We start from the raw sequence: 23,050 nt of genomic DNA, 5'->3' as shown, positions 1-23,050 counted from the left end.
CGCAGCCAGAGGGCGGCGGGGTCGCCGTGCTGGCGGCGGCGTACCCGGGGGCGTGGCGTCCAGCCGGGGCCGGAGACGGCCAGGCCGTCGGCCAGCACCCAGCCGTCCGACTCGATCCTGATCGTGTTGTCGCCGGGGCGCAGCAGGCGGGCCACGTCGTAGCGGCGTACGCGCGGGATGTCGGCCTCCGCGTACGGGTCGAAGCCGCCCTGGCGGCCCGCCTCCACGCCGTTCACCAGCACCCGGCAGAAGGCGGTCGAGGCGACCTGAAGCAGCGATCCGCCTCCCTCCTGGACGTGCACGGTGGTCTCCAGGGGTGTGCCGGCGATCCACTCGGGGCGGGCGGCGTCGCCGGGGTCGTACACCAGGCAGGCGTAGGCCCGCAGGTCGTGCTCCTCGTCCGGTACGAGCGCCAGCTCCAGCAGGTGGTCGCCAGGCGCGACGGGCGAGAGCGTGACGGCGGCGTAACCGGCGTCGTCGAGCGGGCGCTCCTCGCCGTCGAGCCAGAGGGTCTTGGCGGCGCCCGCGCCGATCGCGAGCCAGGCGGGAGCGCCCGGCGGCACGGTGAGCACGCTGCGGAAGCGGGCCGCGGCTCCGGCCGCGACCCGGCCGAACGCGAGGAACTCCACCGGCACGTGTCCCTTGGGGCCCAGGGTCTCCCGGTGGACGGGGTCCTTGTGCAGCCCCCGCGACGTCGACCACACCGAGGGGGTCCACGGGCCGTCGCCGACGCGCTGCTCGCCGCGCGGGCCGAACGTCATGTGCGCGGGCTCCCCGCTGCGCCTGCGCAACGACCAGCGTTCGACGCAAGCACCGGTGCCGCTGCCGACGTCGGCGACGGCCGCGGTCCCGGTGGCGGTCGCGGTCGCGGTGGCGGTGGCGGTCGCGGTCGCGGTGGCGGTCGCGGTCGTGGTGGCGGTCGCGGTCGTGGTGGCTGACGCGGTGGCGGACGCGGTGGCGGACGCGGTGGCGGTCGCGGTGGCGGACGCGGTGGTGAGACCGAAGTCCGACCAGGTGTCGTCCATGGTGGGGACGAGCTCGACGTCCCACTCGTCCCCGAGGTCCACCTCCACCGGGTACGCGGGCCGCGGCGGCGCCGGCTCGGCGTGCGTCCCGTCGAACACCAGCAGCGCGGCGGGCCCGTCGTCGAACGGCACGACCACCTCCACCGTGTCCCCGTCGTCGCCGACGCGCGTGTACGGCAGGGCGACGGGGTCGCCGCCGGCGAAGGGGCGGGCGAGCCGCGGCGTTCCCGACACGCCCCTGACGGTGACGCGCATCTCGCGGGCGTACCTGGCGGGGTCGAAGTCGATGTCGGCGTCCAGCCAGCCGAGCTCGACGCCGCGCCGCTCGGGCCGTCCGACGCCGATCCTGCTGGCCATCGGGAAGGTCGCCGTCAGGAACACCAGCGTGGTGTCGCCGGCCTCGCGCACCAGCGCGGGCACCGGGGCCTCCACCCGGCGTGGCAGCTCCGCCAGCGCGTCGCCCAGGCGATCCGCGGACGGGACGAAACGGGCCGCCCCGCGCAGCGGATCCGTGCCGACGGTGACGACCGACCCGCCGTCCGCGGCGAACTCGGCGAGCCGGGCGGCGACGTCCTCGTCGAGCACGGCGACGGCGGGCAGCACCACGGCCCGGTACGCCTCGCCGGACACGGCGAGGCGCCCGTCCTCGACCGTCGCCCGCCGTACGGAGTCCTCGTCGATGACGTCGGCGTCGAGCCCCAGCCGGTCCAGCACGCCCGGCCTGGTGGCGAACCAGGCCATGTCGCCGACGATCTCCCGGTACGTCTCCTGCGCCCGCTCGGCCGCGGCGCGTGCCGCCGACCCCGCCTCGTCCGAGCCGGCGGCCTGTGCGGTGGCCGTGGGAAGGAGGACGGCGACGTCGCAGGCGTGGCGGCCCTGCGACAGGGCGGCGCACAGCCGGGTGACGGCGTCGGCGAAGACCCGGTGGTGCCGCCAGTACGGCTGCCGCCAGTCCGTGGACGGCGGCGCCCATTCCCACCAGCCGCGCCTGGTCGTGTAGTAGACCGCGTGCGGGTTGTACAGCGTGGCCCCGGCCCGCAGCCAGGGCAGCAGCCAGTCGAAGGTCTCCTCCAGCGTGCCGCCCCAGCCGCTGGAGTGGAACGCCTCGATCCAGGTGCGCGGCCGGCCGTAGAGGTGGGCGAGCGAGGCGTGCAGGCGGGCGTCGCCGTGGTGGTCGGAGCCGGGCGCGCCGAACCAGCGGTGGGTGCGGGCGTAGTCGGCGTACAGCTCCACCCCGGCCACCGGGTGCCCGGCGCGGGCCGGGTCCTGCTGGTCACAGCCGTTGAGCAGCCCGTGCCGCGCGTGCCACTCGCTCAGCGGCCGGAAAAACGCCTCCTCGGCCAGCTCGGCGCGGGTCCGCTGGTACGCCCGCCAGTCCGGGTCGGCCGTCGAGAACTCGGCGCCCCGCCTGGCGCGGTACTCCTCGGCGAAGCGGGCGGACCAGGTGGGCAGAGTTGGCAGCTCGTCCTGGAACGACCCGGCGATCACCCGGCCGAACCAGTGGCCTACGCGCCGCTCGAACTCGCCGTGTACCCGGTCGAGCAGCACCGCGCACGCCTCGGGCGACAGGTAGTCGAAGCCGCGCAGCGTGACCGACCCGTCGGGGTTCAGCCACTGCCCGGCGAACGACGGGTGCTCCTGGACGAGCCGGGCCTGCAGGTCGGCGCCGGAGAAGCCCAGCTGGTCGTAGAACCACAGGTACGCCCCCAGCTCGTACGCGTCGGCGCACACCTGGTCGAACAGCTCCCACCACGCCTCCGACAGGAACGGCGGGTCGTCGGCGTCGGCGCCGAAGGCGGGTCCCGACGGGGCGAGGTTGAGGATGACGAGGTTGTGCACCCCCCCGGCCACCAGGCGTTCCATCTGCCCGCGGAGCCGGTCGCGGCGCAGCGGCTCGCCGCTCCACCACCAGATGGCCGCCGGGGAGTACTCCCTGGGGGGCGGGTCGCCGAAGAGGCCGTTCATCCCTTGAGCCCGCTGGCGAAGCCCTTGATGACGTACCGCTGCAGCGCCAGGAAGACCACCACGATCGGCACCGCGCCGAGCACGAGCCCGGCGAAGACGAGGCCGTGCTGGGAGACGTACTGGCCGACGAAGGCGAAGACGCTGACCGGGACGGTCTCGAAGCCGGAGCCGCCGAGGTAGACGAGCGGCGTGAAGAAGTCGTTCCAGATGAAGACGGCGTTGAGGATCAGCACGGTGCCGGTGATGGGCCGCAGCAGGGGGAAGACGACGCGGGTGAACGCCGTCAGGTGGGAGGCGCCGTCGATCTGGGCGGCGGCGGCGTACTCACGGGGCAGGGCCCGGATGAAGCCGGTGTAGAGGAAGACGGTGAACGGCAGCTGGATGCCGGTGTAGAAAAGGATCATCCCGGCGTGCGTGCCGATCAGCCCGAGGGTGTTCACCAGCTCATAGAGCGGGATCATGCCGAGCTGGAAGGGCAGCACGATGCCGAGCAGGAAGAGCACGTAGAGGCCGTAGCCGAGGCGGGTCCGCACCCGGGCCAGGAAATAGGCGGCGAACGAGCCGAGCGCGATGAGCGCGACCAGGCTGGCCACGGTGACGACGGTGCTGTTGACGAGAGACGGGCCGAGGGCGGCCGCCGTCCACGCGGAGCCGTAGTTGTCGAGCGTCGGCGGGTCGGGCAACGCCAGCGGCGACCGCGAGATCTGCCCGGGGTCCTTCAGCGACAGCGAGACCAGGGTGTAGACGGGGAACAGGAACGCCACCGCGACGGCGATCATGACGATTTCCAGCAGGAACGTCTTCCTCACGCGGTCACCTCCCGGCGACGCAGGTAGTAGACCTGGACGAGCGAGACGGCGGCCACGAACAGCGCGAGCACCAGGGCGACCGCGGTGCTGTAGCCGAACTTGCCGAACACGAACGCCTGCTTGTACAGCACGGTCGACAGGGTCTCGGTGGCGTAGCCCGGACCGCCGTTGGTGGCGGCGAAGACCTGGTCGAAGAGCTTGAGCCCGCCGATCGTGGACAACATCAGGTTGATCGTCACGGCGGGGGCCAGCAGCGGCCAGGTGACGTAGCGGAAACGCTGGAGGGTGCCCGCGCCGTCGATCATGGCGGCTTCGTGCAGCTCCCTCGGCACGCCCTCCAGCCCGGCAAGGAAGATGACCATGGAATATCCGGCGTACTGCCACACCACCATGCCGGCGATCGACCACAGCGCGACCGACGGGTCACCCAGCCAGTCGACGTGCAGGCCGAGCAGCCCGTTGAGGCCGGCGGACGGGTCGGGGTTGTAGATGTACTTCCACAGGAACGCCACCATGACCGGGCTGACCACGACCGGCGCGAAGAAGATCACGCGGAGCAGGGCACGGCTCTTGAGCTTGGCGTGCACGCCGAGCGCCAGCAGCAGCCCGACGCCGTTCTGCACGGCCACGGTGGCCACGGTCAGCAGCAGCGTGTTGCCGATCGAGCCCATGGCCTGGTCGTCGCCGAGCAGCGTGCCGAAGTTGGCCAGGCCGACGAAGGACATGTCCTGGCCGATGCCGCTCCAGTCCGTGAACGCGTACACCACGCCGCTGACCGCCGGGTAGAGCACGACCAGCGCGTAGACCGCGAGCGCGGGCGCGGCGAACAGCCAGGACGGGGCGGACGCGGTGAAGCGGCGGCGGGAGGAGCTGACGGTCACTTCCGGTACGCCTCGTCCATCTTCTTCAGCGCCTCGTCGATGGTGGACTCGCCGGCCAGCAGCTCCTGCACGACGGCGAAGTGCACCGGCTGCACCTCGGCGTTGGGCCAGCGCTGGTCCATGAACGGCACCGCGCGGTCCTTGGTGAACGGCAGGAACGACTCGACGGCCGGGTCGATGGTCGAGGAGTCGTCCTGCGTGAGCGGGATGGCGGAGATCGCCTTGGCCCAGGCGTTGATGTTCTCCTGCTTGCCGAGGAAGTCGATGAACGCCTTGGCCTCCTCGACGTTCCTGCCCTTGGCGGCGGCTCCGAGGCCGACGACGACGCCGGCGGGGATCCACACGGAGCCGGCGTCGTCGGCGCCCGGCACGGGGAACATCGACAGGTCGTCGGGCGAGGCGGCCGCCTTGCGGAAGTCGGGCAGGACGGCGGAGACCTGGACGGCCATGCCGGCCTTGCCGCCGGCCACCATGGAAGTCTGCTGCTCGAAGGTGGTGCCGTTCGGGTTGTCGTTGAAGTAGCCGCGTTTCTGCAGCTCCAGGTACATCTCCATGGCGTCCTGCCAGCCGGAGCCGGCGAAGGTCGCCTGCCCGGCGAGCTGCTTGTCGTCGAACGTCGGGTCCTTGGCGTAGACGGTCGAGGGCACCAGCGCGTACGTGATGAGCTGGGTGACCCACGGCGTCTGCGCGCCCAGCGCGATCGGCACCACGCCGGCCTTCTTCAGCTTGTCGCAGGCGGCGAGGAACTCGTTCCACGTGGTCGGCGGGGCGTCGATGCCCGCCTTGTCGAAGACCTTCTTGTTGTAGACGGCGCCGATGACCGATGAGCCGGCGGAGTAGATGTAGGTCTTGCCGTCGAGCTGGAAGGCGGGCCTGAAGCCGGCGGGGACGGTCGCCGCCCACGGCTGGGCGGACAGGTCGGCCAGCAGCCCGGCCTCGGCGATCTGGGCCATCGACATCGCGCTGCCGTTGCCGGGGTAGACGACGTGCAGGTCGGGGGCGTTGCCGGCGCCGAGTTGCGTGCGCAGGGAGGTCTGCACCTGGTCGGTGGGAGCGTAGGAGGCGGTGATGCGCACCGCGGGCTTGGCCTTCTGGTAGGCGCCGACCAGTTCGTCCATCGGCGCCTTCTGGTCGGCCACGCCGATGAACTTCAGCTCGGTCGTGGCGCCGCCGCCGGTCGTCGCCGTGGTCTCCGGCCTGGTGGAGCACGCGGTGGCCGTGGCGGCCACCGCCAGGCCGCCCATCATGCGCAGGAACTGCCCGCGGCTCACCCTGGCGTCGTGCAGAAGGCCGGTCATGTCCCGCCCACCTCCATGACCTGACTGTTAACTTAACAGCCATATTTGTTAAAAGTGATAGATGTGGGGAGGGTACGAGTCGCCCAAGTTGGGTGTCAAGGTTAGGATTCGCAGTCGTCGAAGAGGGTGAGAGGGCTCCCGGTGGATTCGCGTCAGCACACCTCAAGCAAGTCCGCCCGGTGGCGGGGCATGGCCGAGCACATCGTGCGCCAGGGCTCGGCCTCGGTGACGGAGCTCGCCGAGAGCTTCGGCGTCAGCGTGATGACCGTGCACCGCGACCTCGACGAGCTGGAGCGCCAGGGCATGGTGCGCAAGGTCAGGGGCGGGGTCACCGCCCAGGCCAGCAACGTGTGGGAGAGCAACATCGCCTACCGGCTCCAGGCCCACACCGCCGAGAAGGACGCGATCGCCCGGGTGGTGGCGGGGATGATCGAGCCCGGCGGGTCCGTCATGCTCGACGACTCGACGACGGCGCTGGCCGTGGCCCGCCATCTCGGCGACCTGGCGCCGCTGACCGTGGTGACGAACTTCCTCGAGGCGATCAGGCTGCTGGCCGGCAGCCCCGACATCCGGCTCATCGCGCTGGGCGGGGAGTACCGCGCCACCCACGACTCCTTCCTCGGCCTGGGCTGCGTCGACGCGGTCGAGGCGGTGAGCACCGACGTGGTCGTGGTCTCCACCTCCGCTGTCTCCGACCAGTACGCCTTCCACCAGGAGCAGGAGATCGTCCTGGTGAAGCGGGCGATGTTGCGCGCGGGCACCCGCCGCATCCTGGCGGTCGACGGCTCCAAGCTCGCCCGGGTGGCGCTGCACCGGGTCGCGCCTCTGGACGACTTCGACGCGATCGTCGTCGACTCGGCCGCCCCCGCCGACCTGCTCCAACGGCTGCGTGACCGGCACGGCAACGTCCAGGTGGCGGAGATGTAACGCGATCGCGCGTTATTTCTCACTTGAGTCTTGTTAAGAAGTGCGGTTGCTTGTTACAAAGTGAGGGCTTTCACCCCCCAGCTCAGGAAGCGGCATGGATTGTCCCTCACGTCGATCCTTCCTCGGCCTCGGCGGCGCCGCGTTCGCCCTGGCCTTCACCACGAACCTGGCCGACCCCTCCACCGCGCAGACGACCACCGTCCGCGGTGACTACCCCTTCAAGCTCGGCGTCGCCTCGGGCGACCCCCTGCCCGACCGGGTCATCCTCTGGACGCGGCTGGCGCCCGAGCCGCTGGAGCCGCTCGGCGGGCTGCCGTACAACAAGATCAGGGTTGACTGGGAGATCGCGGAGGACGAGGCGTTCACCCGGCGCGCCCGCCGCGGCTCCACCTGGGCCACCCCCGAATACGGCCACTCGATCCACGTGGACGCCAAGGGCCTGCGCCCCGGCCGCGAATACTTCTACCGCTTCCGCGCCGGCGGCGAGATCAGCCCGGTGGGCCGGACCAAGACCGCGCCCGCGCCCGGCGGCGACCCGGAGGCCCTGCGGCTCGCCTTCGCCTCCTGCGCGCTGTGGCAGGACGGCTACTACACCGCCTACCGTCACCTCGCCGACGAGAACCCCGACGTCGTCTTCCACCTGGGCGACTACATCTACGAGTACGGCATCGTGCCGACCGGCGGCAACCGCGGGGTCCCGGTGCCCGAGCAGTACCGCGTGCAGTGCGACACCCTCGACCGCTTCCGCATCCAGTACGGCCTCTACAAGAGCGACCCCGACCTGCAGGCCGCCCACCACCGGGCGCCGTGGATCGTCACCTGGGACGACCACGAGGTGCTCGACAACTGGGCGGGCCCGCACGGCCCCGGCGGCGAGGTGACCGAGCAGGACTACCTGGTGATCCGCGCCAACGCCTTCCGCGCCTTCTGGGAGAACCTGCCCGTCCGCGTGCCCGCCGTGCAGGGCCCGGACGCCCGCGTCTACCGCAGGTACACCTTCGGCGACCTGGCCGAGTTCAACGTGCTCGACACCCGGCAGTACCGCGACGACCAGGTGTGCGGCGACGGGCAGCAGGTCGACTGCGCCGACCGCCTCGACCCGGCCAGGCAGATGCTCGGCGCCGAGCAGGAGCGGTGGTTACTCGACGGCATGGGCGCCTCCCGCGCCCGGTGGAACGTGCTCGCCCAGCAGGTCGCCATGATGCAGCTCGACTTCGACCCCGGCCCCGCCCAGAAGCTCAGCATGGACCTGTGGGACGGCTACAAGGCCGCCAAGGACCGCCTGATCAACGGCATGATCGAGCGCGAGGTCGGCAACCCGGTGGTGCTGACCGGCGACATCCACTACAACCTGGCCGGCGAGCTCAAGCAGAACTTCGACGACCCCGCCTCCCGCACGGCCGGCGTGGAGTTCGTCTGCACCTCGGTCAGCAGCGGCGGCAACGGCAACCCTGACACCGGCCTGCCTCCGGGCGGCGCCGACCCGATCAACCCGCACCTGCGCTTCTCCAGCTACCAGCGCGGCTACGTCTCCTGCGAGGTCACCCGCGACCGGTGGCGGGCCGACTTCAAGGTCGTCCCGTACGTGGACCGCCCCGGCGCCCCGGTCTCCACCAGGGCGAGCCTCGTCACCCTCGACGGCGCCCCCGGCCTGCAGGCGCTCTAGGAAGGAACGATCATGCGTCACCTCGCCGCCGCGCTCACCGTCGCCACCGCCGCCGTCACGCTCACCACGGGAGCCGCCTGGAACCCCGCCGCCACGCACACCGAACGAGCCACCGTGACCCCCGCCGCCGCGCTCACCGAGACCGCCTGGAACCCCGCCGCGACCGCCCGGAACCTCGCCGCGACCGCCGGGAAGCCCTCCGGCGACCTCACCCCCATCGCGGGCGCCGACCGGCTCGTCGCCGCGCTCGGCGTGGACCCCGCCTGCCCCGCCAAGATCGAGATCGGCATGCGCAGCGACGCGGGGAAACCCGCGTACGCCACGATGGACGTCGAGGTCGACCCGCCGCTGACCGCCTCCCGGTCGATGCTGACCAGCTACCTGCCACCCGGGTACGAGCTCGGCGCGAAACTGCTGGTCGCCGTCCCGCCCGAGACCAGCGAGGGCACGTACGAGCTGCGGCTGCGCACCCGCGCCAAGACGCTGAAGGTGCCGGTCGACGTCGTGCCCCTCGACAAGCTCGACAACGGCGGCAACCTGGCGCTGCACCGCCCGGTCACCGCCTCCTCCCAGCACACCAACGCCAACTACCCGCCGTGCAGCGTCGCCGACGGCGACACCTCCTCCAACGGCTGGGCCGGCGGCAACGGCTGGAACGACGCCACCGGCCGGTCCTGGCCGGACACCGTCGCGGTCGCGCTGGGCGGGCCTGAGCAGGTCTCCCGCGTCGACCTCTACACCCTCGACACCGAGCGTTACCCGGCGTCGCGCCACGGGCTGCGCGACTGGGACGTCCAGGCCCAGGTGGACGGCGAGTGGCGGACGGTCGCGCAGGTGCGCGGCAACACCGCCGGCAACGTGCGCTCGGACTTCTCACCCGTCACCGCGGACGCCGTCCGCATCGTCGCGCTCGCCTCCAACGGCGCCAACGACTACACGCGGATCATCGAGGTCGAGGTCCGCTGACCGGACCCGGCAGGGCTCATGCTCACGTGGAGCAGGCGGCCGCCTGGCTGCGGCCTGCGCGAGCGTCGCGGCGGAGTGGTGCGCGCGGGCGGCCATGGCCCGATAGGTGAGCCGGCACCCAGGGAGCGATGTTCTCCCGGGCTTACATCGCCGTAAATGATCCGGTTAATGTGGGACGGTGTGATCACGAGGTGTTCTCCCCCCGCTCGTGGCTCGCCGTGACGCTCATCGGCACGCTCGTCGCCACGCTCGCGCCCGCCACGCCGGCCTCCGCCGGCCGCTCCCCAGCGAAGGTCACCGATCCCGTCAGCCACGTCGATCCGCTGATCGGCTCCGCCAACGGCGGCAACACCTATCCCGGCGCCGTCACGCCGTTCGGGATGATCTCCTGGAGCCCGACCAACACGGCGGGCGACCAGACCAACGCCGCCGGCTCCAACGGCTACTCCTACGACACGCCGCGCGTGCGCGGCTTCGCGCTGACCCACGTCAACGGCGCGGGCTGCCATCCAGGAGCGGCGGGAGACGTCCCGATCATGCCGTACGCCGGCGAGGTCACGTCGTCACCCACGGCAGACACGAAGGACGCCGTCTACGCGAGCGACTTCAGCCACGACAACGAGACCGCGCGCCCCGGCAGGTACACCGTCACGCTCGACTCCGGCGTCAGGACCGACCTGTCGGTCACGGCCCGCGCCGGCGTCGGCGAGTTCACCTTTCCGCAGGGCTCGGCCGCCAACCTGCTGTTCCGGGTGTCCAACTCGCTCAACGGCAGCGAGGACGCCGAGATCGCGATCGACCCCGCCCGGCGTGCCGTCACCGGCTCGGTGCTGACGGGCGCCTTCTGCGGCCGGCGCGCCAACGGCGGCGAGAACAACCGCAGGAGCTACTACCGGCTGCACTTCGCCGCGACGTTCGACCGCGCCTTCTCCGGCACCGGCACGTGGGTCGACGGCGAGCTGCGGCCGGGCACCACGAAGGCCGGCGGCGGCGAGGGGTACGCGACGGGCGCCGACCGCGCGGGACGCGGATCGGGCGGCTACGTCTCCTTCGACACGGCGTCCGGCACCGACGTGCGGATGAAGGTCGGCATCTCGTACACGAGCCTGGCTGCGGCGAAGGAGAACCTGGCCCGCGAGATCGGGCCCGGGGACGACGTCGACGACGTGGCCGCCAGGGCGCGCCGCGCCTGGAACGACCGGCTGCGCTCGATCGAGGTGGCCGGCGGCTCCGACGACCTGCGCACCACGTTCTACACCGCCCTCTACCACGCCTACCTGCAGCCCAACATCGCCAGCGACGTCTCGGGCACCTACCTCGGCAGCGACCGCGAGGTGCACCGGCTGGCGCGCGGCCAGCGGGCGCAGTACGGCAACTTCTCCGGCTGGGACCAGTACCGCGCCCACACCCAGCTGCTGGCGCTGCTGGAGCCACAGGTGGCGGGCGACTACGCCCAGTCGCTGTACAACCTCGCGCGGCAGAACGGCGGCGTATGGGACCGCTGGGTGCACGTCAACGGCCCCACCCACGTGATGACCGGCGACCCGTCGGCTCCGACGCTGGCCGGGTTCCACTCGCTCGGCGTGCGCAACTTCGACGTGCGCGGCGCCTTCGACTCGCTGGTGAAGCAGGCGACCGTGCCGCACCCGTCGGGCCTGTCCGACAAGGGCTGCCCGGGACAGTGCGAGGGCCAGCGCCCCAACCTGGCCGAGTACCTGCGGCTCCACTACGCGCCGCAGGACACCTGCCACTGCTGGGGCGGCGCCGCGGAGACGCTGGAGGACGCCACGGCCGACTTCGCGCTCGCCGACTGGGCCAGGCGGCTCGGTCGCGAGGCCGAGCACGACCGGCTGATGCCGAGGGCGAGCTGGTGGCGCAGCACGTTCAACCCGTCGGCCGGGCCCGAGGGCGGCTACCAGCAGGCGCGCAAGGCGGACGGCGGCTGGTCGTGGCCGTTCTCGCCCACCTCGGACGCCGGGTTCGCCCAGGGCACGAGCGCGACGTACACGTGGATGGTCCAGCACGACGTGTCCGGGCTGGCCGCCGCCATGGGCGGCAGGGAGCGGGCGGCCGAGCGGCTCGACACGTTCTTCCGCCGCCCCGACGGCTCGTGGGCGACCGGCGGCGACGGCTTCCGCTACGACCCGACGAACGAGCCCGGCATCCACGTGCCGTGGCTCTACAACGCGCTCGGACAGCCGTGGAAGACGCAGGAGACGGTGCGCGCGATGGCGTCGCTGGTCTACAGGACCGGCCCCGGCGGGCTGCCCGGCAACGACGACCTCGGCACCATGTCCGCGTGGTACGTCTTCGCCGCGCTCGGCATGTACCCCCAGACGCCCAGCCGCGCCGAGATGTTGTTGTCCAGCCCGATCTTCCCGAAGGCGTGGATCAGGCGCGGCAACGGCAGGACCATCACGGTGTCCGCGCCGCAGGCCTCCCCTGACGCGATCTACGTCCAGGACGTGCGGGTGAACGGCAAGCGCCACACCCGTTCCTGGCTGCCGGAGTCGCTGGTCAACAAGGGCGGGCACGTCGTGGTCGACGTGGGCACGGCCCCCGGCGGGTCGTGGGGCACGGCCGCCGGCGACCTCCCGGTCGACCACGTCCCCGCCGCGCGGGAGCCCGTCCCCAACCTGCCCGCCCCGTGCGAGCCGTCCGGCGGCTCCTGCCTCCACGAGCCGCAGTACGACGTGGACGGCGTGGCCACCGCCGACGCCAGGTCCCAGGGCGACCTGGACGGCAAGGGCTGGAGCTTCCCCGCCGAGCAGCTGCCCGAGCCCGGCCCGCACACCGTGGCGGGAACCGCGTTCCTGATCCCCGAGACCGGGGGCACCGCGGTCAACTTCACGAGCCTGCGCGGCCAGCGCACCTACCTGACCGAGGGCCGCTACCGCGCGCTCGACCTGCTGATCACGGCGGTGAACGGCGACCAGCGGACCGAGCTCACGATCACCTACGCCGACGGCGGCACGTCGGCGGCGCCGCTGCGGGTGACCGACTGGGCGAGCGCGTCACCGCACTTCGGCGAGGAGGCCGCGCTCACGGCCGACACCCGCTACCACGTCAACGGCACCTCGGACGGCCGCGAGGTCACCATCTGGCGGGTGTCCGTACCGGTCGACCCGGCCCGCGAGGCCGTCTCGTTCACCAGCTCCCCGACCCCCGACCTGAAGATCTTCGCGCTCAGCGCCCGCGCCTGAGCGTCACCCCTCTCGTCGTGGCGGGCCGGCCGAAAAGATCGCGCGATGTCGGCGCGGTTGAAGTACCGTCGGCCGTCATGACACTTCCCCGGGAACGGCCCCCCTTCGTGGCCGACGAGTGCACGCAGCTCGTGGGCTGGCTCGACATGCAGCGCGCGATCGTCCAGTGGAAGTGCGAGGGGTTGTCGGAGGAGGACGCGCACCGCCCCGTCCTGCCCGCCTCGCCCCTCATGACGGTGGCCGGCGTGCTCTCCCACCTGCGCTGGGTCGAGCACTGCTGGTTCGAGGTGCTCTTCATGGGCCGCTCCGCCGCCGGCAACCCGCAGTTCGACGAGGAGGCGGAGGAGGACGCCGACATGTTCGCCGACGGCGTGCCGACGGCCCGGCTGCTCGACGACTACGAACGCCAGTGCCGGCTCTCCAACGAGATCATCGCCGCTCATTCCCTCGACGACGTCGGCAGGCACCCCGGCTTCCGCTCCGCGCAGGCGAGCCTGCGCTGGATGGTGATCCACATGGTGGAGGAGACCGCCAGGCACGCCGGCCACCTCGACGCGATCCGCGAGCTGCTCGACGGGGAGAAGGGCTACTTCTAGAGGCCGAGGGCCTCGGCCGGCTCGGCGATGATGCGCTGGATGATCATCCCGGCCGCCCCCAGCACGGCCGCGTCCGGGCCGGTTACCGAGACCACGAGGGCGGGCGGGTTGTCGCGCATGTGCGCCAGCCTGGCCCCCAGCCCGTCGGCCACGGGCCCTTCCAGCCACGGGAACAGCGGCGCGAAGACGCCGCCGAGCACGATCATGCCCGGGTCGAGCAGGTGCACGGCCGAGGTGAGCGCCACGCCGAGGGCGTGCCCGGCCCGCTCGCACGTCTCCAGCGCCCGCGGGTCGCCCGACTCCAGCCGTGCCACCAGCGCGGAGACCGAGTCCAGCTCCCCGAGCAGGGTGTCCTGCCCGGCATAGACCTCCAGGCAGCCGCGGCCGCCGCACCGGCAGGCGGGCCCGTCGGGCACGACGACGACGTGGCCCAGCTCGCCCGCCAGCCCGAACGTGCCCCTGAACAGGCTGCCGGCCACCACGAGCCCGGCGCCGACGCCGATCTCGCCCGACACGTAGAGGAAGTCCGTCTCCCGCGCGCCGAACCACAACTCGCCGAGCGCCGCCAGGTTGGCCTCGTTGTCGATGGCGAACGGCAGGTCGACCAGGTCGGCCACCCGTACGTCCCGCCAGCCGAGATGCGGCGCGCTGCGCAGCGTCTCGCCCTCGACGGTGCCGGGCACGGCGAGCGCGGCGCCGATGACCCGCAGCCCGGCCGCCTCGGCCTCGGCGATGGTCTCCTTGGCCAGTCCGCGCAGTTCCTGAAGGATGTGCGCGGGGTCGGAGTTGCGGTTGTCGGCGGGGCGGGTGCGGCGCAGGCGTACGGTGCGGGTGAGGTCGACCACGCAGGCCGCCAGATAGTCGATGTTGATCTCCAGTCCCAGCGTGGCCACCCGGTGGCCGCTCAGGCTCACGGCGACCCCCGGGCGGCCTCGCTCGCCGCCCCTGACGGCGCCGCGTTCTGTCACCACCCCCGCCTCCAGCAGGTCGGCGACGAGGCTGGACACGGTGGTCTTGGTGAGCCCGGTCAGCTCGGCGAGCGCGGCGCGGGTGTGCGGCCCCGACCGGTGGATCGCCCCGAGTACGACGGCCAGGTTGCGGGCACGCATGGAATCATGACGGACCCCTCTTGACGCCACCATGCCCACCTCCTCAGGATTATGTACAGATTATGGACTAAAGGCCAAAAGGACGCACCATGACCGCATTCACGCCCACCCCCGACGACCGCTTCACCTTCGGCCTCTGGACCGTCGGGTGGCAGGCCCGCGACCCGTTCGGCGACGCCTCCAGGCCGCCGCTCGACCCGGTCGAGAGCGTGCACCGCCTGGCCGAGCTCGGCGCGTACGGCGTCACCTTCCACGACGACGACCTCCTCGCGGTCGAGCCCGACCGGGAGAAGGCCATCGCGGCGTTCAGGAAGGCCCTCGACGAGACCGGCATGAAGGTGCCGATGGCCACCACCAACCTGTTCACCCACCCGGTCTTCAAGGACGGCGCGTTCACCAGCAACGACCGCGACGTGCGGCGCCACGCCCTGCGCAAGGTCATGCGCAACATCGACCTGGCCGCCTCGCTGGGCGCGAAAACCTACGTCTGCTGGGGCGGCCGCGAGGGCGCGGAGTCCGACGCCGCCAAGGACGTCAAGGCTGCCATGGAGCGCTACAAGGAGGGCCTGGACCTGCTCTGCTCGTACGTCCGCGACCGCGGCTACGACCTGCGCTTCGCCCTGGAGCCCAAGCCCAACGAGCCCCGCGGCGACATCCTGCTGCCCACGATCGGCCACGCCCTGGCGCTGATCAACGAGCTGGAGCACCCCGAGATGGTGGGCCTCAACCCCGAGGTCGGCCACGAGCAGATGGCCGGGCTCAACTTCGTGCACGGCATCGCCCAGGCGCTGTGGCACGGCAAGCTCTTCCACATCGACCTCAACGGCCAGCACGGGCCGAAGTACGACCAGGACCTGATCTTCGGCCACGGCGACCTCAAGAGCGCGTTCTTCCTGGTCGACCTGCTGGAGAACGGCGGCTACGACGGTCCCCGCCACTTCGACTACAAGCCGCTGCGCACCGAGGACCGCGAGGACGTGTGGGTCTCGGCGGCGGCGAACATGCGGACCTACCTGATCCTCAAGGAGAAGTCCCGCGCCTACCGGGCCGACCCCGAGGTGCAGGAGGCCCTGCGCGCCTCCCGCGTGGACGAGCTCGCCCAGCCCACCCTCGCGGCCGGCGAGACGTGGGCCGACCTGGCCGAGGACGACTTCGACCCCGAGGCCGCGGCCGAGCGGGGCTTCCACTTCACCCGGCTGAACCAGCTCGCGCTCGAGCACCTCATGGGGGTACGCGGATGACGAGACCCATCAGTGTCCAGCTCTACACCGTCAGGGAGCCGCTGACCGCGGACCGCGACGACGTGCTCCGGCGGCTCGCGGAGATCGGCTACACCGCGGTCGAGCCGTACGACCCGACCTCCGACCCCAAGGGTTTCCGCCAGATCGCCGACGACCTGGGACTCCGCGTGTCGAGCACGCACGCGGGCGCGCTGCTGCGCGAGGAGCCCGCCGAGGTGTTCGACGCGGTCGCCACGCTCGGCACCGACCTGGTGATCATCCCTGCCGGGATCGCGCACGAGGAGTTCGCCACCGCCGACGGCATCGCCCGTGCGGCCGACCTGCTGAACGGCCTGGCCGAGCAGGCGGCGGGGCACGGGATGCGGATCGGCTACCACAACCACTGGTGGGAGCTTGAGCCGAGGATCGACGGCCGGCACGCCATCGAGGTGCTGGCCGACCGGCTGGCTCCCGAGGTGTTCCTCCAGATCGACACCTACTGGGCGGCGGTGGGCGGCGCCGACGTGCCCGGTCTGCTCGGCCGCCTCGCGGAGCGCGTGATCGCGCTGCACGTCAAGGACGGCCCGGTGGTCAAGGGCGAGCCGCACACCGCGGTCGGCAGGGGTCTCATGCCCGTGCCCGAGATCCTCGCCGCCGCCCCCGACGCCTGGCGCGTCGTCGAGCTCGACGAGTGCGCCACCGACATCTTCGCCGCTCTGGCGGACAGCCACGCCTACCTCACCTCCTTGGAGAGCCTTTGAGCAACGGCCCCGTCGGCGTCGCCCTGGTCGGCGCCGGAGTCATCAGTGGCCAGTACCTCCGCAACCTCACCGCCTTCCCCGACGTGCGCGTGCTCGCCGTCGCGGACCTCGACGCCGACCGGGCCGCGACCGTCGCCCGCGAGCACGGCGTGCCCGTCTCCGGCGACCCTGGCACGGCACTCGCGCTGCCCGAGGTGGAGATCGTGGTCAACCTCACGGTCCCGTCCGCGCACGCCGCCGTCGCGCTGGAGGCCCTGCGCGCCGGCAAGCACGTGTACGGCGAGAAGCCCTTCGCCATGGACATGGACGAGGGCTCGAAGGTCATGGCCGAGGCCGCCAACCGGGGCCTGCGCCTCGGCTGCGCCCCCGACACCTTCCTGGGCGCCGGGCTTCAGTCGGCCCTGCACGCCCTGCGCTCCGGCCTCATCGGCACCCCGGTCGCCGTCGCGGCGGCCACGCAGAGCCTCGGCCCCGAGTCGTGGCACCCCAACCCCGAGTTCTTCTACCAGCCCGGCGGCGGTCCGCTCTTCGACCTCGGCCCCTACTACCTGACCGCCCTCGTGTCCCTGTTCGGCCCGGTCGAGCGGGTCGCGGCCGGCACGCGCAAGGCCCGCGAGCAGCGCGTCGTCGGGTCAGGGCCCAAGGCGGGCACGGCCTTCCCCGTCGATGTCCCCACCCACGTCAACGCCCTGCTGGACTTCCCGGGCGCCGCCACGGCGACGGCGACGTTCAGCTTCGACTCGCCCGTCAACCGCAGGATGATCGAGGTCATCGGCACCGAGGGCGCGCTGTCGCTCCCCGACCCCAACACGTTCGACGGCCCGCTGCTGGCTCGCGGCCTGCACGACACGGACTGGCGCGAGCTGCCCGTGTCGGGCACGACGGTGAGCCGCGGCATCGGCGTGCTGGACCTGGCCAGGTCGCTGCGCGCGGGCACGCCGCACCGCGCGTCGGGCGAGCTGGCCTACCACGTGCTGGAGCTCATGTCGTCGATCGCGCAGTCAGGCGAACGTTCGGAGTTCCGTCCCATCGCCTCCACCACGACCGCCCCCGACCCGCTGCCCGCCGACTGGGATCCGCACGCGGCCACCCTGTCCTGATCCGGCGGTTGACCATACTTCGTACAAAGGAGTATGGTCAACCGGCAAGGACGGCGGCATCCCCGACTTCGATCCATCCACGCCGCCTGCCCGCCCGGGCGGAACGAGATCGCGGCGGGGCTCAGCGCGACGAACCCGTAGGGTATCGCGTTGGCTTGAACCGGCCGGACCCGCAAGAATGGCGCGATGGCGGAAAGTGCCGAGACCGACTGGGTCTCCAGGTTCGCGGACGAGGTGATCTCCGAGGCGGAGAGACGCGCTCCGGGCAAACCGATCGTCTGCGCATCGGGGTTGAGCCCGTCGGGCCCGATCCACCTGGGCAACCTGCGCGAGGTCATGACCCCCCACCTGGTCGCCGACGAGATTCGCCGGCGCGGTCTCGACTGCGTGCACCTGCTGTCGTGGGACGACTACGACCGGTTCCGCCGGGTCCCCGCGGGCGTCGACCCGTCCTGGGCCGAGCACATCGGCAAGCCGCTGACCTCGGTGCCCGCCCCTCCCGGCAGCGTGCACGCCAACTGGGCCGAGCACTTCAAGGCGCCGATGACCGAGGCCCTCGAGGAGCTGGGCGTCGACTGTCGCGGCATCAGCCAGACGGAGCAATACACCTCGGGGGCCTACCGCGAGCAGATCCTGCGGGCGGTGCGCGAGCGGGCGGCGATCGACGCCGTGCTGTCGCGCTACCGCTCGAAGCAGGTCGAGGACTACTTCCCGTACAAGCCCTACTGCGACCTGTGCGAGCGTGACCTGACGACGGTCACCGCCTACGACGACGAGACCACCGAGCTGGCCTACACCTGCGAGTGCGGCTTCGGCGAGACGGTCCGGCTGGCCGAGCACGACCACGGCAAGCTGGTGTGGAAGGTCGACTGGCCGATGCGCTGGGCCTACGAGGGCGTGATCTTCGAGCCGTCCGGGGTCGACCACCACTCTCCCGGCTCCGCCTGGATCGTGGGCGGGCAGATCGTGGGCGACGTGTTCGGCGGCCGGCAGCCGATCGGCCCCATGTACGCGTTCGTCGGCATCACCGGCATGGCCAAGATGAGCAGCTCCAAGGGCGACGTGCCGACCCCGGCCGACGCCCTGGAGATCATGGAGGCGCCGGTGCTGCGCTGGCTGTACGCCCGCCGCAAGCCCGCGCAGTCCTTCAAGATCGCCTTCGACCAGGAGATCCAGCGGCTCTACGACGAGTGGGACGCCCTGTGCCGCAAGGTCGCCGCCGGGCAGGCCCAGCCCGCCGAGCTGGCCGCGCACAGGCGCGCGGTCGGCACCGCCGCGGGCCCGCTGCCCGCCACGCCGCACCCGATCCCCTACCGCACGCTGGCCTCCGTCCTCGACATCACGACCGGGCATGCCGGGCAGACCATGCGCATCCTGAGCGACCTCGACGCGGTCGGCTCGCTCGACGACGCCCGCCCGCGCCTGGACAAGGCGCAGAGCTGGGTCGACGATCACCTGCCCGCCGACCAGCGCACCCGCGTGCGCGGGACGCCCGACCACGACTTGCTCGCCTCGCTCGACCCCGGCGCGCGCGAGTCGCTGCGGCTGCTGGCCGACGGCCTCGACGACTGGTCGATCGAGGGCCTCACCGCGCTGGTGTACGGCGTGCCGAAGGTCCAGGCCGGGCTGCCGGCCGACGCCAAGGCGACGCCGGAGCTGAAGGCGGCGCAGCGGGCCTTCTTCGCCCTGCTCTACAAGCTGCTCGTCGGCCGCGAGACCGGCCCCAGGCTGCCCACGCTGTTGATGGCCGTGGGCGCCGACCGCGTACGCAAGCTCGTCGGCGCGTGAACGGCGTCGTCCTGGTCACCGGCATCTCGGCCGCCGGCAAGTCCACCGTGGCGCAGGCCCTGGCCGAGCGGCTGCCGCGCTCCGCCCACGTGCGGGGCGACGTGTTCCGGCGCATGGTGGTCGGCGGCCGCGCCGAGATGGCGCCGGAGGGCACGGACGAGGCGCTGCGCCAACTCCACCTCCGTTACCGCATCGCAGCGAAAACTGCGGACATGTATTACGAAGCCGGATTTACAGCGATTGTTCAGGACGTCGTTATTGGTAGGGATTTGGAGCGATTTACGAAAATGGTCCGTTCTCGTCCCCTGCAGGTCGTCGTCCTCGCTCCCGACCCGGCGGCCGTGGAGCGCCGCGAGCGGGCGCGCGCCAAGCGCGGCTACGCGGGCGGATGGACGATTGCCCAGCTGGACGCGGTGCTGCGGCACGAGACGCCGCGCATCGGCCTGTGGCTCGACACCTCGCGGCAGACCCCGGAAGAAACCGTGAACGAGATTATCTCTCGGGTCAGAGAGGCCCAAATAGGGGACGACTGATAAGAACCCTGACCCATGCAAGGAATCGTCAAGTGAGCTGCATGTGAAAGGGGGGATTTTTCTGCCATGAACAAGCAGCCTTTCGCCGCCAGCGTCAGTGTCATCGTTCCCGCGATTAACGAGGCCGAGAACCTCCCTCACGTGTTCGCCACGCTGCCCGACTGGATCGACGAGGTGATCCTGGTCGACGGCAACTCGACCGACGACACCGTCGCCGTGGCGCGCGGGCTGCGCCCCGACCTCCGGGTCGTCACGCAGACACGGCGCGGCAAGGGCAACGCCCTCATCGAGGGTTTCCACGCCGCACGCGGCGACATCATCGTCATGATCGACGCCGACGGGTCCACCAACGGCCGGGAGATCCGCTCGTTCGTCGCCACGCTCGTCAACGGCGCCGACTTCGCCAAGGGCTCCAGGTACGCCCCTGGTGGCGGCTCGGACGACCTCAGTCCGATCCGCTCGCTCGGCAACAAGGTCCTCACCGGGCTGACGAACCTCCTCTACGGCACCCGCTACACCGACCTCTGCTACGGCTACAACGCCTTCTGGACCCGCCACCTCGACGCCCTCGACCTCGACTGCGACGGCTTCGAGATCGAGACCCTGATGAACGTCCGGGCCGCCCAGGCGGGCCTCGTCATCCGCGAGGTCCCCAGCCACGAGCGCTCCCGCATCCACGGCGAGAGCAACCTGCACGCGCTGCGCGACGGCTGGCGCGTGCTCAGAACGATCCTGCGGGAGCGCGGTCGCGGCAGCGCCGTCACGGCCCAGGCGCAGGTGGCCCTGGCGAAGTGAGCCGGTGGCGCCGGCCGCCTGAATAGTGACATTCTCTGACAATGCGCTACATAGTGATCGGGGCGGGAGCAGTCGGGGGAACCATCGGGGCCCGCCTGTTCCAGGGCGGCCACGACGTTCTGCTCATCGCGCGAGGCGCTCACCACGACGCGCTCAAACGTGACGGCCTGCGCCTGATCACCCCGGAATCCACCGAGACCCTCGCCATCCCCACCGCCGACGGCCCCGTGCCCACCCGCGACGGCGACGTGCTGATCCTGGCCACCAAGTCGCAGGACACCATCGCCGCACTCAGCCCGTGGCCGACCGGCCTGCCCGTGGTCTGCGCCCAGAACGGCGTCGCCAACGAGCGCATGGCCCTGCGGCGGTTCGAGCACGTCCACGGCATGTGCGTGTGGCTGCCCGCCGAGCATCTGCAGCCCGGCGTGGTGACCGCGAACGGCCACCCGTACTCCGGCATGTTGCACGTCGGACGCTATCCACAGGGTGTGGACGAACTCACCGAGCAGATCGCCACCGACCTCGGCAAGCGCGGACTCGTCGGGCGGGCCGTCCCCGACGTGATGCGCTGGAAGCACGGCAAGCTGATCGGCAACCTGGGCAACGCCGTCGAGGCGCTGCTCGGCCGCGTGGACGGAATCAGCGAGGTGGTCACGCGGGCCAGGGTGGAGGCCATGACCGTGCTCGACACGGCGGGCATCGCGTACTCGACGAGCGAGGAGGAGGCCGAAGTGCGCGGCCGGCGGGTCGACATCCGCCCGGTCGAGGGCGCCCAGCGCGGCGGCGGGTCGTCATGGCAGAGCCTGGCCAGGGGCAGCGGCTCGATCGAGGCCGACTACCTCAACGGCGAGATCGTCCTGATCGGCCGGCTGCACGGCGTGCCCACCCCCGTCAACGAGGTGCTGCGGCGCGAGGCCAACAGGGCCGCCCGCGAGAAGCTGCCGCCCGGCTCGATGCGGCTGGAGACGCTGCGGGCGCTCATCGACGAGCGTTGCGCATCCTGATCCCGCTGAACTCCAGCGTGCTCGCCGTCACCTCGTTCCAGAACGGCCACAGGTCGGCCATCACCCTGAGCTGGATGCCGGCTTCCTCGTGCAGCTCGAACAGGTCGGAGACCGGCTCGGGCGGGCCCAGCGGCACCACGGGGACCGTCGAGACCACGGCGTGCGGCGGATCGCCGATGGGCTTGAAGTCGTCGGCCGGGAGCCGGTAGGCGTACAGCCGGACGTCCATGATGGCCCGCAGCCAGCCGTACTCGACGGCGTGGACCCGATCGCCGCAGCCCGCGCCGACGATCCGGTCGATATCCTTTTGGGTGGTGCGCGGCCCGGCCCACGCCATCGCCCGCGGGCAGGCGCGGGGGAACCAGTAGTCGGGGCACCGGTCGTGGCCGACCGCCCACACGTAGGGTTCGGTCCGGACGGACGTCGGCGCGACATGCGGCACGAACCGCTCGATGGTGGGGTCCTCGGAAAAGTGCAGCACCTCGCCCGGTCCAGGTCTCATGAAGACCATCATGGCGCATATCCCGCCGCCGCCAGGGCAGGGGAAACCCGCTCTGACGACAAGGGGTGAGTTTGGATGATCTTTTTAGGTGTGCTTCTGGTCCTGCTCGCCGGCGCCGCCGTCGCACTGGTCCTCACCGAGGAGGGTGCCAGGTACATCCTGTTCGGGTACACCTTCGAGCCCAATCACCTGGAGATGTTCCTCGCGGGGGCGGCCGTCGCGGCCGTCCTGCTCGCGGGGTTCTGGCTGATCGGCTCGGGGTCCCGCAGGACCTCCAGGCAGCGCCGCAGGCTGCGCAGCGCCAAGGCCGAGGCCTCCAGCCGGGTGGCCCGGCTGGAGGACGAGAAACGCGATCTGGAGCGCAAGCTCGAACGTGACGGCGCCTCCGGTGACCGCCTGGTGTCGCGCGGATCCGAGGACGCGCATCAGTGACGCTGATCAGGCGTTCACGCTCTGGCGTGCGGGCAGCAGGTTACCCTCACGCCAGAGCGCGAACCCGGTGATCAGCGCGCCCAGCCCTTCCCAGAGACCGACGCCGAAGAACTCGCCCGGTGCCGCGCCCGTCAGCACCAGCGTGGTGAACACCGCGAACGTCACGAGCCGGAACGGCACCGTCCAGCGGAAGAACGGCGTGTAGTTCGCCGAGGCCGCGAAGACGTAGTAGACCCCCATGTTGACCGCCGCCATCGACGAAGCGGCCATGTAGACCAGCGTGTAGTCCCCCGGCGGCCTGGTGTCGAGCACCTCGAACCCCAGCATGACCAGCAGGGTGTCAGGAGAGATCAGACCCAGCAGGCCGAGGGCGAAGGCGAGGACACCGAAGACCGCGATGGTCCAGCCGGAAAAAGAACGCGGGAGACGCACAGAAATCCTTCCAAAGGGGGGTGTACTCTGCGAGGCGA

Annotated in this window: 20 protein-coding genes; 13 read left to right on the top strand and 7 right to left on the bottom strand. The window is 71.5% G+C overall.

What is annotated here, in order from left to right; all coding sequences use genetic code 11:
- The 4 genes from E1292_RS23005 to E1292_RS22990 all read right to left on the bottom strand — a co-directional run.
- The coding region (locus tag E1292_RS23005) for a hypothetical protein (RefSeq protein ID WP_181958282.1) at positions 1–2,990 on the bottom strand (2,990 nt) is incomplete at its 3' end.
- Positions 2,987–3,799, bottom strand: coding sequence for a carbohydrate ABC transporter permease (locus E1292_RS23000; RefSeq protein WP_246090279.1), 813 nt, complete (start codon positions 3,797–3,799; stop codon positions 2,987–2,989). The genes E1292_RS23005 and E1292_RS23000, both read right to left, overlap by 4 nt.
- The gene (locus E1292_RS22995; RefSeq protein WP_132597287.1) at positions 3,796–4,680 is read right to left on the bottom strand and encodes a carbohydrate ABC transporter permease; all 885 of its coding nucleotides are present in this window, start codon (positions 4,678–4,680) and stop codon (positions 3,796–3,798) included. Before E1292_RS22995 ends, E1292_RS23000 begins: the two co-directional genes overlap by 4 nt.
- Positions 4,677–5,978 (bottom strand): extracellular solute-binding protein, encoded by a 1,302-nt coding sequence (locus E1292_RS22990; RefSeq protein WP_132597286.1) that lies wholly within the window; start codon positions 5,976–5,978, stop codon positions 4,677–4,679. The genes E1292_RS22995 and E1292_RS22990 overlap by 4 nt, the downstream gene beginning before the upstream one ends.
- Positions 5,979–6,167: 189 nt before the next feature.
- Between E1292_RS22990 and E1292_RS22985 the strand changes: the two genes are divergently transcribed.
- The 5 genes from E1292_RS22985 to E1292_RS22965 all read left to right on the top strand — a co-directional run bounded on the left by E1292_RS22985 (position 6,168) and on the right by E1292_RS22965 (position 13,336).
- Complete coding sequence (locus E1292_RS22985; protein ID WP_132597285.1) at positions 6,168–6,905, top strand: DeoR/GlpR family DNA-binding transcription regulator; 738 nt, start codon at positions 6,168–6,170, stop codon at positions 6,903–6,905.
- A gap of 94 nt (positions 6,906–6,999) precedes the next feature.
- Positions 7,000–8,571 (top strand): alkaline phosphatase D family protein, encoded by a 1,572-nt coding sequence (locus E1292_RS22980; RefSeq protein WP_132597284.1) that lies wholly within the window; start codon positions 7,000–7,002, stop codon positions 8,569–8,571.
- A 12-nt stretch (positions 8,572–8,583) separates the two neighbouring features.
- Complete coding sequence (locus E1292_RS22975; protein ID WP_132597283.1) at positions 8,584–9,537, top strand: discoidin domain-containing protein; 954 nt, start codon at positions 8,584–8,586, stop codon at positions 9,535–9,537.
- Positions 9,538–9,728: 191 nt separating this feature from the next.
- Positions 9,729–12,740, top strand: a complete 3,012-nt coding sequence (locus E1292_RS22970; protein WP_246090278.1) for a GH92 family glycosyl hydrolase — start codon at positions 9,729–9,731, stop codon at positions 12,738–12,740.
- A gap of 77 nt (positions 12,741–12,817) precedes the next feature.
- Positions 12,818–13,336, top strand: coding sequence for a DinB family protein (locus E1292_RS22965; protein WP_132597282.1), 519 nt, complete (start codon positions 12,818–12,820; stop codon positions 13,334–13,336).
- Here E1292_RS22965 and E1292_RS22960 read toward each other — a convergent pair.
- Positions 13,333–14,445 carry an ROK family transcriptional regulator gene (locus E1292_RS22960; protein ID WP_246090277.1) on the bottom strand — a complete coding sequence of 371 codons (1,113 nt, stop codon included), beginning with the start codon at positions 14,443–14,445 and terminating at the stop codon, positions 13,333–13,335. The two genes, E1292_RS22965 and E1292_RS22960, sit on opposite strands and share 4 nt — an antisense overlap.
- Positions 14,446–14,534: 89 nt before the next feature.
- On the opposite strand from E1292_RS22960, the gene xylA reads away from it, so the two are divergent.
- The 7 genes from xylA to E1292_RS22925 all read left to right on the top strand — a co-directional run bounded on the left by xylA (position 14,535) and on the right by E1292_RS22925 (position 21,646).
- Positions 14,535–15,686 carry a xylose isomerase gene (gene xylA / locus E1292_RS22955; protein WP_132597280.1) on the top strand — a complete coding sequence of 384 codons (1,152 nt, stop codon included), beginning with the start codon at positions 14,535–14,537 and terminating at the stop codon, positions 15,684–15,686.
- Entirely contained in the window at positions 15,683–16,426 is a 744-nt protein-coding gene (locus tag E1292_RS22950; protein ID WP_132597279.1) for a sugar phosphate isomerase/epimerase family protein, read from the top strand. The genes xylA and E1292_RS22950 overlap by 4 nt, the downstream gene beginning before the upstream one ends.
- Positions 16,423–17,526 carry a Gfo/Idh/MocA family protein gene (locus E1292_RS22945; RefSeq protein ID WP_132597278.1) on the top strand — a complete coding sequence of 368 codons (1,104 nt, stop codon included), beginning with the start codon at positions 16,423–16,425 and terminating at the stop codon, positions 17,524–17,526. The genes E1292_RS22950 and E1292_RS22945 overlap by 4 nt, the downstream gene beginning before the upstream one ends.
- Before the next feature lie 186 nt (positions 17,527–17,712).
- Positions 17,713–19,314, top strand: a complete 1,602-nt coding sequence (gene lysS / locus E1292_RS22940) for a lysine--tRNA ligase (RefSeq protein ID WP_132597277.1) — start codon at positions 17,713–17,715, stop codon at positions 19,312–19,314.
- The gene (locus E1292_RS22935) at positions 19,311–19,847 is read left to right on the top strand and encodes an AAA family ATPase (RefSeq protein ID WP_132597276.1); all 537 of its coding nucleotides are present in this window, start codon (positions 19,311–19,313) and stop codon (positions 19,845–19,847) included. Before lysS ends, E1292_RS22935 begins: the two co-directional genes overlap by 4 nt.
- Positions 19,848–19,913: 66 nt before the next feature.
- A complete protein-coding gene (locus E1292_RS22930; protein WP_132597275.1) occupies positions 19,914–20,642 on the top strand; it encodes a glycosyltransferase family 2 protein in 729 nt (242 codons plus the stop codon).
- A 41-nt stretch (positions 20,643–20,683) separates the two neighbouring features.
- Entirely contained in the window at positions 20,684–21,646 is a 963-nt protein-coding gene (locus E1292_RS22925) for a ketopantoate reductase family protein (protein ID WP_132597274.1), read from the top strand.
- Here E1292_RS22925 and E1292_RS22920 read toward each other — a convergent pair.
- Positions 21,621–22,148 (bottom strand): DUF6886 family protein, encoded by a 528-nt coding sequence (locus E1292_RS22920; RefSeq protein WP_132597273.1) that lies wholly within the window; start codon positions 22,146–22,148, stop codon positions 21,621–21,623. The genes E1292_RS22925 and E1292_RS22920 overlap by 26 nt on opposite strands.
- A gap of 75 nt (positions 22,149–22,223) precedes the next feature.
- Between E1292_RS22920 and E1292_RS22915 the strand changes: the two genes are divergently transcribed.
- Positions 22,224–22,580: a hypothetical protein gene (locus E1292_RS22915; RefSeq protein WP_132597272.1), complete on the top strand. Its 357-nt coding sequence runs from the start codon at positions 22,224–22,226 to the stop codon at positions 22,578–22,580.
- A 6-nt stretch (positions 22,581–22,586) separates the two neighbouring features.
- Here E1292_RS22915 and E1292_RS22910 read toward each other — a convergent pair whose 3' ends face one another.
- A complete protein-coding gene (locus E1292_RS22910; RefSeq protein WP_165974690.1) occupies positions 22,587–23,012 on the bottom strand; it encodes a hypothetical protein in 426 nt (141 codons plus the stop codon).
- Positions 23,013–23,050 lie beyond the last annotated feature (38 nt).

The sequence above is a fragment of the Nonomuraea deserti genome (assembly GCF_004348685.1).
GTDB lineage: Bacteria > Actinomycetota > Actinomycetes > Streptosporangiales > Streptosporangiaceae > Nonomuraea > Nonomuraea deserti.
This window is presented reverse-complemented; position numbering and strand designations above follow the sequence as displayed.

Excerpts from the sequence above, each read along its gene's own strand:
- E1292_RS22990 (WP_132597286.1), bottom strand. The coding sequence starts at position 5,978 with ATGACCGGCCTTCTGCACGACGCCAGGGTGAGCCGCGGGCAGTTCCTG.
- E1292_RS22985 (WP_132597285.1), top strand. The coding sequence starts at position 6,168 with ATGGCCGAGCACATCGTGCGCCAGGGCTCGGCCTCGGTGACGGAGCTC.
- E1292_RS22980 (WP_132597284.1), top strand. The coding sequence starts at position 7,000 with ATGGATTGTCCCTCACGTCGATCCTTCCTCGGCCTCGGCGGCGCCGCG.
- E1292_RS22975 (WP_132597283.1), top strand. The coding sequence starts at position 8,584 with ATGCGTCACCTCGCCGCCGCGCTCACCGTCGCCACCGCCGCCGTCACG.
- E1292_RS22965 (WP_132597282.1), top strand. The coding sequence starts at position 12,818 with ATGACACTTCCCCGGGAACGGCCCCCCTTCGTGGCCGACGAGTGCACG.
- E1292_RS22960 (WP_246090277.1), bottom strand. The coding sequence starts at position 14,445 with ATGCGTGCCCGCAACCTGGCCGTCGTACTCGGGGCGATCCACCGGTCG.
- xylA (WP_132597280.1), top strand. The coding sequence starts at position 14,535 with ATGACCGCATTCACGCCCACCCCCGACGACCGCTTCACCTTCGGCCTC.
- E1292_RS22950 (WP_132597279.1), top strand. The coding sequence starts at position 15,683 with ATGACGAGACCCATCAGTGTCCAGCTCTACACCGTCAGGGAGCCGCTG.
- lysS (WP_132597277.1), top strand. The coding sequence starts at position 17,713 with ATGGCGGAAAGTGCCGAGACCGACTGGGTCTCCAGGTTCGCGGACGAG.
- E1292_RS22930 (WP_132597275.1), top strand. The coding sequence starts at position 19,914 with ATGAACAAGCAGCCTTTCGCCGCCAGCGTCAGTGTCATCGTTCCCGCG.
- E1292_RS22925 (WP_132597274.1), top strand. The coding sequence starts at position 20,684 with ATGCGCTACATAGTGATCGGGGCGGGAGCAGTCGGGGGAACCATCGGG.
- E1292_RS22920 (WP_132597273.1), bottom strand. The coding sequence starts at position 22,148 with ATGAGACCTGGACCGGGCGAGGTGCTGCACTTTTCCGAGGACCCCACC.
- E1292_RS22915 (WP_132597272.1), top strand. The coding sequence starts at position 22,224 with ATGATCTTTTTAGGTGTGCTTCTGGTCCTGCTCGCCGGCGCCGCCGTC.